The following is a 13,296-nucleotide window of genomic DNA, read 5'->3' on the forward strand; positions in this document are numbered from 1 at the left end:
CCCGCGCCACGCGCTGCCCTTAGACATGTGAGAAAGGTTCGGCCCCGCCCGGCGAGATCAAAGACCTGAGGAACCCAATGTCCCGGACACGACCCATCGGACGCATCATCAGAGAGCTGGCGGAGCGGTCCCCCGACCGGCCGGCTGTCACCTGTGGCGCGGAAACCATCACCCGCGGGGAACTGGAACGGCGCAGCAACCAACTGGCGCGTGCCTACGCCGGGCTCGGGGTGCGCCACGGCGACCTCGTGACCATCGGGCTGCCGAACTCGGTCGAGTTCTTCCTCGCCGTCGTCGCCACCTGGAAGCTCGGGGCCATACCTCAACCGGTTTCCTGGCGTCTGCCCGCACTGGAGCGGCAGGCGATCGTGGATCTGGCCGACTCGGCGCTGGTCGTGGGTTGTGACGCCACCGATCACCCGTACCGCACCTGCCTGCCGAGCGGATTCTCCCCGGCGCCCTCGTTGGCGGACACCGCGCTGGAGGACCGGGTCTCCCCGTCGTGGAAGGCGCCCACCTCCGGGGGCAGCACCGGACGGCCCAAACTCATCGTGGACGGTCTCTCAGGAGACTTCGACGCCGAACTGGGCTCCGGGCTGCACATGAGGCCCGACGACTGCCAGCTCGTCGCCGGCCCGCTCTACCACAACGGTCCCTTCAGTTTCGCCTTCCTCGGCCTCTTCATCGGCCACCACCTGGTGGTCCTGCCCCGCTTCGACGCCGCCGAGGCGATCGAGACCATCACGGCGCGCTCGGTGGCGTGGACGATGATGGTGCCCACGATGATGCAGCGCATCCTGCGCACCGTCCAGGAGCGGGATACGGTCCCGGACCTGTCGTGCCTGCGCATCCTCCTGCACACCGCTGCCGCCTGTCCGGAGTGGGTCAAGGAGGGGTGGATCGAACTCATCGGCGCGGAACGGCTCTGGGAGATCTACTCCGGCACGGAATCCCAGGCGATGACGGCCATCAACGGTGCCGAATGGCTCCAGCACCGTGGTTCCGTCGGAAAGCCGGTCCAGGGAGAAATGATCATCATGGGATCCGACGGCAAGCCGGTGCCGCCCGGGACGGTCGGGGACATCTACATGCGCCGCCCGCCGGGGCCTGCGCCTTCCTACCGGTACGTGGGGGCGAAGGCGCAGGTCCGTGACGGCTGGGAGTCGCTGGGCGACCTGGGGTGGATGGACGAAGACGGCTACCTCTACCTGAGCGACCGCCGTACCGATCTGATCGTGTCCGGCGGGTCCAATGTGTACCCGGCCGAAGTGGAGGCCGCGCTCACCCAGCACCCCGCGGTGCTGACCAGCGTCGTCGTCGGTCTGCCCGATCCCGACCTCGGCCAGCGGGTCCATGCCGTCGTCGAGGTCCTGGGCGAGGTGACGCCGGACGAACTGTTCGAGCACCTCAGTTTGCGACTGGTGCGCTACAAAGTCCCCCGCACCATCGAGTTCAGCGCTGAGCCGCTGCGGGACGACGCCGGCAAGGCTCGCCGCAGTGCCGTCCGTGACCGCGTCATCGAACGGCTTTCAAGTCCTCCGCATTCCGGGGGAATTCACGAATTCGCCGGATGAGCACTCATTACTCTCGTAGCGCGATCGAGATCGGGAAACATTACTGGTGCACGCATACAAGCAACCTCGGTAAGGGGAGAAGCGTTGACGAATTCAGTGCACAGGCGGTCCGGCACACGCAACCGCCGCATCGCCATCGGTCTCGTATGTGCCGGACTCACGGCGGTGCTCGTCCCGTCACTGACGCATGCCGCCGAGTCGGATCAAGCAGACGAGTCGAGCAAGACCAAGCCCGTTCATTCCAAGGGGCGTTGGGTCGAGGAGTCGTTCTTCTCGGAGGTCCCGAAGGACGGCGTCTTCGTGACCCACCCGGGTGACCTGCCGCTGGCAGCCGCCCCGGAGGGCATTCCGAAGCTCACCGAACCGCGGCTGAGGAAGGCATTCGCCCTGGGAGGCAAGCTCCGGGACAAGTCCGGCACGGTGGTGGGTTTCGCGGTCGAGACCGAGGAAGTCCTGCCGGAAACCGACCTCGAGTCCGGGAAGCTCGTCACCCACAGTGTGTGGACCTTGTCCATTCCCGGTAGGGGGACCCTCATCCTCGACCAGATCGAGAACTCCTCGAAGGTCGCGTCGACGGTGTTCAAGCCGGCCTTCGACAGCGGCAAGCCGTGGGTGGGCAAGCTCACCGAGAACACCACGGCCGGTCCCAGGAAGGACGGCAAGGGAGTGATTCTCGCCGGTACCGGTGACTTCGCCGGGGCCCGCGGCTCCGGGGTCGAGATCGCCAACCTCCGGCGCTTCGACCCCAAGACCGGCGTCCTCGACGGCACCTTCGAACTCCGGTTCCGCTACCACACGGCAGGCCGGTGACACTCCGGGTGCCCTGACCGACGCACCCCGCCGGTCGCACGAGTGCCGCGTACGGACCCTCCGTACGCGGCACTCGCTCTTTTGCCGGCGGCCGCGGCGTTGCTGCGGTTCTCGTCGACGATCACTGCCAGTGGCCGGTGACCGCCAGGGCGACCCCGAGTCCGATCATGGTGAGGCCGCCGGCACCGCGGAGGGCCGAGAGGCGACGGGGCGACCGGGCGAACCACTCCCTGCCGGTCGCCGCCGCCAGCCCCCATGCGCTGTCGAAGACCAGCGCGATGAGGTTGAAGACCAGACCCAGCGTGAGCATCTGCGACACGACATTGCCCTGCTCACGAACGATGAACTGGGGCAGTACGGCGGCGAAGAAGACGATGGTCTTGGGGTTCGTCACCCCGACGACGAAACCTTCCCAGAGCGTGCGGAGCTCCCCGCGACCTTCCGCCTCGCCGTTGTACGCGGCCGGCAGGGAACGACGGCCACGGGCCGCCTTCACGCCGAGATGGATGAGATAGGCGGCACCGGCCAGCTTCAGCGACATGAAGACCGGCTCTGACCGTGCGACGACCGAACCGACGCCACACGCAACGGCCACGACCAGAACACACGCGCCCAGGGTGTTTCCTGCCACGGTGGTCAGCGCGGCACGACGCCCGTGCGCCAGAGCCCGTCCGATCACGAAGAGCACACTGGGTCCAGGTATGACGATCAGCAGGAAGGACATGGCCGTGAAGGCGAGCAGTCGGTCGATGGGAACCATGCGACCGAGGGAAGCACCGCACGGCCGCGCGTTCCAGGAGTTCGGAGAAGTGGAGTAAGAACTACTTCGTGCTTGTCTCCTCGTCGCCGATCAGGGCACTCATGCCCTCTCCTCGTCGGCGAGCAGTCCGATCCCGGGGTAGTACTTCAGCGAGTAGGACAAGATCATCTGCCGTGGTGAGGCATCGAGGAAGCGCCCCATGTGCTCCTCGGTCTCGGCATACGCGTGGGTGGCGGTGCGGACCTTGTCGGGTCCGGTGGGGTCCTTGTCACCGGCGAGGTAGCGGCGAGCTCCCTCGATGAGCCAGTCGAGGATGCCAGGGCCCTCTTCGGCGACGGGGATGTCGGCCAAGTCGTCGATCTTGCGGTCGCCGAAGACCGTACGCTCGAACGGGATGAGTCGCACGCGTCGCCAGAACGCGAAGCCACCGGCGCCGACTTGAGGCCGATGGTTACCGAGCAGCCAGAGCTGGTGAGCGGGGGCGAAGGAGAAGAAGTCCTGGCTGCGCATACGACGGGCCTTGATGCGGTCGCCGCCTGTCAGCAGTTTGACGCGCGCCTCGTCGAACTTGTCGCCGGGTTTGACGTCGGAGCAGACGACGCGTCGGCCATGCAGTTCGGTGAGGTCGGTGGGATGGCCTTCGTACGGTCGCGCCATCGGGAAGCCGGGCGGCGCCGCGGCCTCGGCGTAGTCACCGAGCAGCTTCACCAGGACGTCGATGAGGACGGACTTGCCGTTCTTGCCCGCGCCGAAGAGCCGGCGCAGCATGAACCTGCCCGGCTTCCCCTCGACCAGCCAGCCCCGCTCCACCGGCCGTTTCAGCCGAGCCCGTGCTCTCCCTCGACGCGGGAGACGGACATTCTGTCCCAGCCCAGCACCACCGCTGCCCGCCGGGCACCCGGCCCATCGGCTCCCGCGTCCAGGGCCGCGGCCATCAACGCGTGGTGGTCCATCGACAGATCCTCGACACCGGCCGCGTTCTGCTGGTGCGGCACCGCGCGTCGCGGCCCGACTGGCTTCCTCCGCGATGACCCGACGGCCATGACCGCGGGCTCCTCGTCCTCCGCCAGCGGCGCGAGATACTAAGCGCGGCGGAAGGCCGCGGCTGTACGGGTGGAGGAACTCGGCGCCGAACTGGAGTGGTTGCGGCAGGAATTGGCGGAGACGGAAGAGGTACTCAGGCGCCGGGAGCGCGACCGGCAACGAGTCGAGACGATGGTGGCTAGACCTCCTGTGTGAGCTCCGCGATCGCTTGGGCCACCAAGGCGAAGACCTCGTGCGGCGGAGCAAGGTGGCCGTAGCCGTCCAGGACGAGAAGTCCGGCGCCCGGGATGGTCTCGGCCAGTCGGCGCCCGTGCTGAACGGGCACGATCGGGTCCTCGGTGCCGTGCACGACCAGCACCGGCAGGTCCAGTTCCCGCAGTCGGGGAGCCAGGTCCTTGTCCGAGGCGGCGACCGCCGCCCCGTGATGGTCGGGACGGCCGGGAACGACGGCCCGGTCGAAACCCTCGACGGCCAGCTGATACAGGCGTTCCTCGTCACGGACGGATCCGGCGTGCAGCAGGAAGAGCTTGTACTGGGCGTCGATGACCTCTTCCCGCGTGGTCGCGGGGCGGGCGGTCATCTCCTCGACGAGGGCGGTGAAGGCCTCAACGTATGACGCCAGCGGCGGCGGATCGCAGTGCGTCGGGCCACCCCCCAGTGCCACGGGAACTCCGGACAGTGCGGAACTCGTCGACATCAACGTGGCGGAGCGGACCCGCTCCCGGTGGTCGAGGGCGAGGTACTGGCAGATCAGTCCGCCCATCGACGTCCCCATGACGTGGGCGGACTCGATGCCGTAGGCGTCCAGAACCGCCACGGCGTCCCTGGCCAAGTCCCGGCAGTCGTACGGCGCCCGCTCCCAGTCGACGGGGGTGGACCTGCCGATGTCCCGCTGGTCGAAGCGGATCACGTGATGACCCCGGGCCACGAGGTCCTGGCAGAACTCCTCGGTGTAGTGGATCACCGGAGCGGATGCCCCCATGACCAGGAGCAGAGGGGCATCACCGGGGTCTCCGAAGTCCTCGGTCCACAGTTTCACATCACCGACGGACACCATCTTTTCGGCCATGCTCGATCGTCCTCTCGCGGCCAGAAGCCTCTCTCGGCGCGCCGCTGTACCTCTGCGGCGACACCTGCGGTCCGCACCATCCAACGTCGCGCGCTCGCCCACGGCATCCGTAGGAGCACCGGTCGATCGCCTGCCGCACCCGGTTTCCTGTTCACGCCAGCTGCTGAGGACAAGCGCGGGGGCGGGCGGCTCAGGTCTACGCGGTGGGGTTGATACGGCGGGCGCGCCCGCGATGTTGTGCGAGTCTGCGGGTCAAAACAGTGAGCCGGTCGGCCAGGACCACAACCGAAGCCCGAAGCCCGCAAGGGCGATCCCCCTGCGGGCCGGGGTGGGGCAGGAGGCCGAGCCACCCCGCCGGGACCTCACCGGATGTACTTGGCAGGCTTGGTGGCGGCGTTGAGCAGATACTCCAGAGGGCCGCGGCGGAAGAAGCGGGACCAGATCGTGGCGAACACGATCGCCCCGAGGATGTACAGGAGCACGGGCACCCAGGACTTCGTCATGCCGGAGCCGGAGGCGGGCCACGCGGACTGTGCGAGGAAGTGGCCCACATAGGCAGTCAGGGACATCGTGCCCACAGTGATGACCGGCTTGGCCAGACAGCGTAGCCGCGGCAAGCGCTCCACCGCTGCGGCCGCCCCCACGATCACGAGGATCGCGACACCCAGGCAGCCGATGGTGTCGAAGGTGGTGCCCGTGTGCGACACCGCACCCAGCAGGTCCGAGGCCGACAGCTCAGGCCCGCCGGAACCACTGCCCATGGACCCCGAGATCCCGGAGCCGCTGCCCATAGAGCCCGCACCGGAGCCACTGGGCGGCCCCCCGCCTCCCCCGAAGCTGAACACCGCGCTCGTGCCCGACAGCAGCATGGCCAGGCCGTAGGCGCCTGCGGCAAGGCCGGCACCGAGCGCCGCCAGACGCCGCTGGACGACGGCGGCGGACAGGTCGAGGCGGGCCAGCGCCATGCCGGCGATCACGAACGCCATCCACGTGATCGTCGGGTAGAGGCCCGTGAGCAGCAGATCGAGGACTCCCACGGTACTGAGCCGTTCCAGCGGGTCGTAGGCGTTGATGCTCTGCTGGACAGAGTCGCTCAGCCACATCTTCAGAACGAACGCCAGCTGCGGCATCACGAGCGCGATCCCCGCCGCGATCATCGCAAGCGTCCTGGCGCTCAGTCCCACCAGGAGCAACGCGAGGAAGAAGTAGACGCCGTAGTAGGCGAGGATGATGATGTCGCCGTACTCCATAGCCAGCACGGTGCCCAGCGCCAGCAGGACCACGGCCCGGATCGCGATCCTGGCCTTCGCCTGCCGGCCGGCCAGGCCGGTCTTCGGCTCCAGGCGGCCGGCGATCAACATCAGCGAGAACCCGGCGAGAGTGGCGAACAGCGCTGACGAACGCCCCTCGGCCAGGAAGTACACCCAGCTGCCGACGCTGCCCGAGGCTGACTCCATCGGGGCGATGTGCACGATGTACATGCCGAACACCGCCAGCGCGCGGGCCAGATCCACCCCGACCAGGCGTCCCATCGAGGGGCCGCCCGCGACCGGCCCTGCGGACTCGGACGAGGTTCGCGGCGGTGGAGGCGAGTTCTCCTGCGCAGCAGATGTCTCCTGCGGCGGCTTTATCTGTGTCATGCGCAGGATCTTTCAGCGCCGTCAGAAGGCGGACCACCCGACAGGTTTCGGCGACGCCCCCGCCGACCGGCCGGGACCACCCCGCCGACCGGTGGAACAGCGCCGCTACGGTCGGCCGGCAGGTCCTGACGGCCAACCGCCCTCTTTCATCACCCTCCTCACCACCCTCTGGTCCCGCTTCTACATGCGTGGGCCGCCGCCGGGTGGCTGGTCCGCGCGGCCTGGGCCCGCTGCTGACGTTCTTGCGTGAGGCTGAAGTGGTGCCCGCGCTGCAGGTGCCGCCGTCGCCGGTGGACGTTCTGCTGAACAGGCAGTGAAGGACGGCCAGTTCAAGTCGGCCCGTCCGACCGGAGCGGACCTGAATGCGTTCCTGCTGCGGGAGCGCGCCAGGCTCTCGGCGGACTCAGCAAAGGGGGCGGGTGGCCGAACTGCGGTCGCTGATGCGGTTCCTTCACCTGCAAGGCGTCATGCCGATGAAGTTCGGCGGCGCGGTGCCTCCAGTGGGCGGCTGGCGCTTCGCCTCCGTGCCGCCGACGATGGCGGTCGGCGACGTTCAGCAGCTGCTGGACCGGACTTCCCGTCACGTCACGGGACGGTCGGCGTCCGCGACTATGCGATCTTGATGCTGGTGGCCAGGCTCGGACCGTGTCCGATCGAGGTGGCCCGGCTGGTGCTGAACGACATCGACTGCGATGCGGCGAGGTCGTCGTCCGAGGCAAGGGGCGCAGGGAGGGCCGGCTCCCGCTGCCAGCCGATGTCCGGCCTGCGGCCTTGCCTGGATGCATGCCATGTCTTCCTGACCTGCAAGGCTCCGCATGCTCCGATCCGGGCGGACCTGGTTGGTGACGTGGTGGAACGAGCCTGTCGGCGGGCCGGCTCGCGCACGGTCGGGCCGCACCGACTGCGTCATGCCCTGGCCGCGGACATGCTGCGGCACGGCGCCGGCCTCACCGCGATCGGACAGGTGCTCCGGCATCAAGACCTGGCCACGATCGCGCGCTACGCGAAGGTCGACTTCATCGCCTCGCGGGCGGTCGCACAGCCCTGGCCCGGGACGGAGGCGGCATGACCTGTCTTCGTCAAGCAGTCGACGACTACCTGCGACTCCGCCGGTTCGCACGCCGGCGTCTGCTCCACCGACGCCTACGTACACGCCGACATGACCATCCAAGAGAAAGCGCTCGCGCTGACCACGCCGGTCACCGCCCGGCCGGGCCGCTACCGGCCCACCGACAAGGTCGTGGCCTTCCTCGATCGCTTGTGACTATGTCGAGAACTCAAATGGCTTGCTTCCCCGAGGGCGGGCTGCGAATGTCGGAGCGAAACACGGAGCAGTCGAAGGAGCAGACGGTGGCGCTGGTCAAGAAAGGGTCCCGGCGCATCGTCGTGGACGGCGTCACCTACCGCTGGCGTGTCCGCCACAAGCCGACCTACTGTCAGTCAAACGGCTGGACTCCGCTGACGTTCGCGGTCGAGGACGCCACCACCGCGGGAACCGTTCTCGTCGTCGAGACCGACCGGCCACACCCCGAGAACTGGTTCGCTCTGGCGACCAAACCGGTCGTTCCCGCTGATGTCGCCCAGGCCATCCGGACCGCCCTCGCACAGGGATGGACACCACCAGCCAACGGATCGCCCTTCCATCTCGACGTATCAAACGAAGACAAGACAGGCCAGGAAGCAACTTTCGCCAGCGAATTGTCGGCATAGTCGCGGGCTCGGCATAGATCGCTCTATACCGATATCGGCGTAGAGCGTCGCCATCGCCTCCAACGAGTCGTTCGGCGGCTGGACCAAGACGTTCACCGAGCCCCGCCTTTGCGCGGCCATCGTCGACCGCCTGACCTTCAACGGCACCATCATCGAGGCGGCCGTCGGGCGAGTCACCGCATGATCATCAATGAGATCTTGTACCGGAACCGCACGGGAGTGCCCTGGCAGTCTCTGCCTGCACGTTTCGGCAGGTGGAATACCGCATACGACGGCACCGACGGTGGCCGGCGGACGGCACGTGGGACAGACTCTTCGCGGCCGTCCCGGCCGACGCCGACGCAAAGGGCCGCCGTATCGACGGGTCGAGGGCGAGCGTGGACTCCACCTCCTGTCGGGCCCACCAACACGCGGCCGGTGCCTGCAAGACCCGCTCGCGAGTACCGGGAAAAGGAACGTCAGGTCACGTCTGGCGGGCGGCGGCTTGCGGGGAGACCGGTCGTTCGAAGAAGGTCTCCAGCACAACCGTCGCCTGGGTCCCGCTGACTCCGTCGATGGCGTAGATCCGGCGGAGCACGTCCTGTAGTTGCTCTGTGGTTGTGGTCCTGACTTTCACCAGCACCGAGGCGCTGCCGGCGATGATGTGCGCCTCCAGGATTTCGGGCAGCGCGGCGAAGTCCTTCGCCGAGTCGCCCATCCAGGCGGTCGAGTCGACCATCACGTAGGCCAGTACGCCGCCGCCCACCGCTACCGGGTCCACTTCGGCCGCTGTGCGCCGAATGACGCCGCGCTCCCGCAGCTTCCTCACGCGCTCATGAGCTGCGCCGGCGGACAGGCCCACGGCCTGGCCCAGCGCGGCGTAGGACTGGGTGGCGTCCTGCTGGAGCTGTGCCAGCAGGGCACGATCGATGTGATCCACAACTCTCCATTCGGAATTACCTTGCATGCACTATACGTCATCTTGCATTCTCCCGCTTGAACCGAAGGTTGTTCGGTAGAGGCTCGGCATATCCATAGGGGATCCATGACCAGCGAGCGCCCTGCGCTGTACGAGATGTTCGACGACCGGTTCCGTACCGGGCGGTGCATGAACGGTGATGACGGCTTGGAGGTGCTGTACACCGGCTGCCGCTGGGCCGAGGGACCGATCTATCTCCCTGCTTGGCGGCAGGTGATCTGGAGCGACATCCCCAATGACCGCATGCTGCGCTGGGACGAGGAGACCGGAGCCGTCAGCGTCTTCCGCCGTTGCGCGGGGCACACCAACGGCAACACCCTTGACCGCCAGGGTCGGCTGATCACCTGCGAGCAGGGCAACCGCCGAGTGACGCGAACCGAACACGATGGCACTGTCACGGTGTTGGCTGATCGCTGGCAGGGCAAGCGGCTGAACAGCCCGAACGACGCCGCCGTGAAGTCGGACGGCTCCATCTGGTTCTCCGATCCGGATTTCGGCATCACCAGCGACTACGAGGGCTATCGCGCCGACAGCGAGATCGGCGCCAACAACGTCTACCGGATCGACCCGGTCAGCGGTGAAGTACGCCTGGTCGCCGACTGCTTCGCGGCGCCGAATGGCCTGGTCTTCTCGGCCGATGAGCGACAGCTCTTCGTCTCCGACACCCGGGCCGGCTGCATCCGGGTCTTCGACGTACGCGATGACGGCACCCTCTCCGACGGCAAGGTCTTCGCCGACTCCGCATCCCGCCAGAACGCCCGTTTCGACAACCTCCGCTTCGATGACGGCGGACGGCTCTGGGCAGCCGCGATGGACGACGGAGTGCACTGCTACGACCCCGACGGCACGCTGATCGGACGACTCAACATCCCCGAGACAGTGGCCAACATCTCCTGGGGTGGAGCCAAGCGCAACCGTCTCTTCATCACCGCGCAGACCAGCCTCTACTCAGTGGTCACCGGCGTCACGGGCATACATCCGACCGGCCCGGGACACCAGCCCTGGCCGGCCCCGAAGTCCAGGTGACCTCCGCCCGACCGCCAGCTGGTCGCCCCGTCGCAGGAGTCATCTCAGGCCACTGCCCGGGTCGTCCAGCGCAGCAAGAAGGGGGTTCGCCCAGGTCACCTAGGCAGCATCGTGGATGGCGAGCTTGAACTCGGCGAGGGTCAACAGGCGCGGGTTGGCGTCGTTGTGCGTGACACGGAGCGCGACAGGGGTGCCCGGGACGACGAAGATGCCGTGGTTCTTGACGTAGTACTGGCCGCCGGGCGTCGGCGTGCGGTGCTCGGTCGCGGTGGTGTCGTTGGGGTTGGGCGTCAGGCCCAGTGGGTCACGGACGTACTGGTCACGCAGCTCGGTGTAGCCGGCCGTAGCGCTGGCGGACTCCCATTGGATCATCGCGTGCAGGTGGCCCCAGCCCGCTTTGGACGGCCAGATCAGGCCGCTACGGTCGTCTGTCGTCCAGTCACTCACCACGTAGCCGTCCGGCTGGACGGCCTGGTGCATCTCGAATCGGTCCGTCGATTCCGCGGTTCCGAAGGGAAACCGGACGATCGTGTACACGGTGCCCGGCGAGATCAGCTGAGGTGTATCAACCTTGAGAGAACAGACCTGCACTCCGCCCGCAACGCCACCATCCGTAGGCATAGTTCAGGATTACCCGCGGTCGGCCGACGACATGCCCGCGCCGACACGGCCCGACCCGCTCGCACCGTGCGTGACGCAGGTGCATGCGGCAGAGGCAGGTGGTCCCGGTGGCCTGGCCACCGTCTACTGTCGATGGCGATGGTGCCGTCAGCCGGCTGGGCGCGCACCTGGGCCCGTAGGTGTCCGTCGCCTGCACAAGGAGAGCGTCCTGGGGGCGGCGGGCCAGCTCTGGATCAGATACGACTCCACGACTTCGTCCACCTTCGTCTGGTCGACAGCCCTGTGCCAGCCGCGAGCGTGGACACGCGCCGGTATGAGCCGGGGGCCCTGGGACGCCAGCGAGGGCAGATCCGCGAGTTCGTCCGCGACGGACGTCACGAGCATTTCACGCCGTCGGCGGGCACCAAGCCGGTGCTGCCTGCGTCCAGGTCCTCGGCCACAGGTCCTTGCGGGTCCGTGATGTGGAAGCGGTGATACTCAACGTCCACCATTGCTGACCGAGAAGGGCCGCAAGGTACTGATTCCTGATGCACCGGGTGCCAGTTCTCATTGACATTTCCGGGCAGTCTGCTCGCTCACCGCGACCGTCGGTGAGGATGGGGACGCACATTCATCTGTGCCGCATCCCCGACACCTGAGCCGAGGCATTGTCCCACTCATCGATGGCGGTCGTCGTCCGCACTGGTCAATGGCATTGTGCAGCACGTTAGTTGATGTTTCTCGGGACGGCCAATCGGCAAAGCAGTGGCCTCGTGTTCCGGTGGTAGCATCCCGCCGTCCATCTCGTGATCCAGTCGGATCAGACGCCTGTGCTGCATGTGGTGCGGATCATCGCGTAACCGGTCGACCCTGGCCGCAGCCACGCACCGGGAAAGGTTTTCATGAATCAAGGCATACCCCTGTGGTGCCTGGTCACGGTCGTTGTGGTGGCCGTCGCCGCGATCCTGTTACTCGTCGTCCGTAACCGGGCCCTGCAGCGGAAGAAGGAGCGGTCGGAGTCGGATCTGGCGCGGCAGCGTGAAGAAACGCAGCGCCAAATGCGCATCGTTCACGACGAGTTGCGCAGACGTGAACAAGAGCAGGCCGACATGGTCACGGAAGCTGAGCGATCGGCAGAGGACCGGACCAAGGCCGTCCTCAAGGGAGCCGCCCGTTTCCTTCAGAGTCTCGCCGCCGAGCAGACGACGCTCCTGGACGAGATCCAGCGAAGGTACGGAGGGCATCCCGTGCTCACCGATCTCCTCGAAGTGCATCACGCCAACGCGCAGATGGTGCGCAAATCCGAGGGCATCGCCGTTATGTGCGGGGCGCCCCTCGGCCGTCGTAAGAAGCCCGCCAGTGTTTATGACGTCGTACGAAGCGCTCAGGGGCAGATCCGCAACTTCCAGCGGGTCGAGATCATGCAGGAAAGTGCCATCGCGCTGAAGGCGTCGGCGGTCGCACCGGTCGCGCTGACCGTCGCCGAACTGCTCGACAACGCGGCCAGCTTCTCGCAAGCCGACGCCCCGATCGAGGTCACGTTCCAGCGGATCCGGAACAACATGTGCATCGTGATCGACGACGCCGGTGTCGGAATGAGTGACGAGGATCGGCACTCTGCGTCGGAGCTGCTGTCCGGGCACGCCGTGCCCCGGCTGTCGCAACTGGGGAACCAGCCCAAGTTCGGCTTTCCCGTCATCGCTCGGCTCGCGCGACAGTACGGGTTCTCGGTCGATGTCACCGGAGTCTCCCGGTACGGCGGTGTCAGAGCGGTCGTCCTGCTGCCGGAGGAACTGTGGACCATGGAGGCGGCCCCCGCCTCTCCGCCCGAGCAGCGGCCTTCTGGCCTCAGGGTCCGGCGCGGACAGGGTCGGCCGCGGAGCGAAGGAAAGAGCGGGGAGCGCACCACGCACGGTCTTCCGGTGCGAGGCGCCCGTCAGGAGCCCGTCGCCCAGGCCGTCGACGACGGCGGTCTCGCACCCCGTTCACTGACACCCGCCGACGCGGACCGTGGTTCCACCCGGGGGCTGGGGGCTCTCCAGCGCGGCACGATGTCGGGCCGCGTGGCTGCCCCGTCGCCCGGAGAGACCGAGGAGTCATGACCA

Annotated in this window: 13 protein-coding genes and 3 pseudogenes; 9 read left to right on the plus strand and 7 right to left on the minus strand. The window is 67.4% G+C overall.

Annotated elements, in window-relative coordinates:
- Positions 1 to 77 precede the first annotated feature (77 nt).
- Both ACFZDE_RS30175 and ACFZDE_RS30180 read left to right on the plus strand, forming a co-directional pair.
- Complete coding sequence (locus ACFZDE_RS30175) at positions 78 to 1,574, plus strand: AMP-binding protein (protein ID WP_391205114.1); 1,497 nt, start codon at positions 78 to 80, stop codon at positions 1,572 to 1,574.
- An 84-nt stretch (positions 1,575 to 1,658) separates the two neighbouring features.
- Positions 1,659 to 2,384 (plus strand): hypothetical protein, encoded by a 726-nt coding sequence (locus ACFZDE_RS30180; protein ID WP_391205117.1) that lies wholly within the window; start codon positions 1,659 to 1,661, stop codon positions 2,382 to 2,384.
- 121 nt (positions 2,385 to 2,505) lie between these two features.
- On the opposite strand, the gene ACFZDE_RS30185 is transcribed toward ACFZDE_RS30180, so the two are convergent.
- The 5 genes and pseudogenes from ACFZDE_RS30185 to ACFZDE_RS30205 all read right to left on the minus strand — a co-directional run bounded on the left by ACFZDE_RS30185 (position 2,506) and on the right by ACFZDE_RS30205 (position 6,897).
- Complete coding sequence (locus ACFZDE_RS30185; protein WP_391205119.1) at positions 2,506 to 3,144, minus strand: LysE family transporter; 639 nt, start codon at positions 3,142 to 3,144, stop codon at positions 2,506 to 2,508.
- A 99-nt stretch (positions 3,145 to 3,243) separates the two neighbouring features.
- Positions 3,244 to 3,945, minus strand: a pseudogene (locus ACFZDE_RS30190) (phage/plasmid primase, P4 family); the annotation flags it as partial.
- Positions 3,946 to 3,962: 17 nt separating this feature from the next.
- Entirely contained in the window at positions 3,963 to 4,187 is a 225-nt protein-coding gene (locus ACFZDE_RS30195) for a hypothetical protein (RefSeq protein ID WP_391205122.1), read from the minus strand.
- Positions 4,188 to 4,366: 179 nt separating this feature from the next.
- Entirely contained in the window at positions 4,367 to 5,257 is an 891-nt protein-coding gene (locus ACFZDE_RS30200) for an alpha/beta fold hydrolase (RefSeq protein ID WP_391205125.1), read from the minus strand.
- A 362-nt stretch (positions 5,258 to 5,619) separates the two neighbouring features.
- On the minus strand, positions 5,620 to 6,897 hold the full coding sequence (locus ACFZDE_RS30205) for a DUF418 domain-containing protein (RefSeq protein WP_391205127.1): 1,278 nt from the start codon (positions 6,895 to 6,897) through the stop codon (positions 5,620 to 5,622).
- A gap of 419 nt (positions 6,898 to 7,316) precedes the next feature.
- Here ACFZDE_RS30205 and ACFZDE_RS30210 point away from each other — a divergent pair, with 419 nt between their 5' ends.
- The 5 genes and pseudogenes from ACFZDE_RS30210 to ACFZDE_RS30230 form a co-directional block, all read left to right on the plus strand.
- The gene (locus tag ACFZDE_RS30210; RefSeq protein WP_391205130.1) at positions 7,317 to 7,520 is read left to right on the plus strand and encodes a hypothetical protein; all 204 of its coding nucleotides are present in this window, start codon (positions 7,317 to 7,319) and stop codon (positions 7,518 to 7,520) included.
- Positions 7,520 to 7,966, plus strand: a complete 447-nt coding sequence (locus tag ACFZDE_RS30215; RefSeq protein WP_391205686.1) for a tyrosine-type recombinase/integrase — start codon at positions 7,520 to 7,522, stop codon at positions 7,964 to 7,966. The genes ACFZDE_RS30210 and ACFZDE_RS30215 overlap by 1 nt, the downstream gene beginning before the upstream one ends.
- Before the next feature lie 281 nt (positions 7,967 to 8,247).
- Positions 8,248 to 8,607, plus strand: a complete 360-nt coding sequence (locus ACFZDE_RS30220) for a hypothetical protein (protein ID WP_391001824.1) — start codon at positions 8,248 to 8,250, stop codon at positions 8,605 to 8,607.
- A 43-nt stretch (positions 8,608 to 8,650) separates the two neighbouring features.
- Positions 8,651 to 8,764, plus strand: a pseudogene (locus ACFZDE_RS30225) (ATP-binding protein); the annotation flags it as partial.
- A pseudogene (locus tag ACFZDE_RS30230) lies at positions 8,716 to 9,068 on the plus strand (transposase); the annotation flags it as partial. The pseudogenes ACFZDE_RS30225 and ACFZDE_RS30230, both read left to right, overlap by 49 nt.
- 2 nt (positions 9,069 to 9,070) lie before the next feature.
- On the opposite strand, the gene ACFZDE_RS30235 reads toward ACFZDE_RS30230, so the two are convergent.
- Complete coding sequence (locus tag ACFZDE_RS30235; protein ID WP_391001822.1) at positions 9,071 to 9,526, minus strand: AsnC family transcriptional regulator; 456 nt, start codon at positions 9,524 to 9,526, stop codon at positions 9,071 to 9,073.
- A gap of 105 nt (positions 9,527 to 9,631) precedes the next feature.
- Between ACFZDE_RS30235 and ACFZDE_RS30240 the strand changes: the two genes are divergently transcribed.
- A complete protein-coding gene (locus ACFZDE_RS30240) occupies positions 9,632 to 10,591 on the plus strand; it encodes an SMP-30/gluconolactonase/LRE family protein (RefSeq protein ID WP_391205133.1) in 960 nt (319 codons plus the stop codon).
- Between the two features lie 99 nt (positions 10,592 to 10,690).
- On the opposite strand, the gene ACFZDE_RS30245 is transcribed toward ACFZDE_RS30240, so the two are convergent.
- Positions 10,691 to 11,212, minus strand: coding sequence for a hypothetical protein (locus tag ACFZDE_RS30245; protein ID WP_391001819.1), 522 nt, complete (start codon positions 11,210 to 11,212; stop codon positions 10,691 to 10,693).
- 881 nt (positions 11,213 to 12,093) lie between these two features.
- Here ACFZDE_RS30245 and ACFZDE_RS30250 point away from each other — a divergent pair.
- The gene (locus tag ACFZDE_RS30250) at positions 12,094 to 13,293 is read left to right on the plus strand and encodes an ATP-binding protein (RefSeq protein ID WP_391205136.1); all 1,200 of its coding nucleotides are present in this window, start codon (positions 12,094 to 12,096) and stop codon (positions 13,291 to 13,293) included.
- Positions 13,294 to 13,296 lie beyond the last annotated feature (3 nt).

Origin of the sequence: Streptomyces sp. NPDC007929 (genome assembly GCF_042959065.1) — a bacterium.
In the GTDB taxonomy this organism is placed as follows: Bacteria; Actinomycetota; Actinomycetes; order Streptomycetales; family Streptomycetaceae; genus Streptomyces.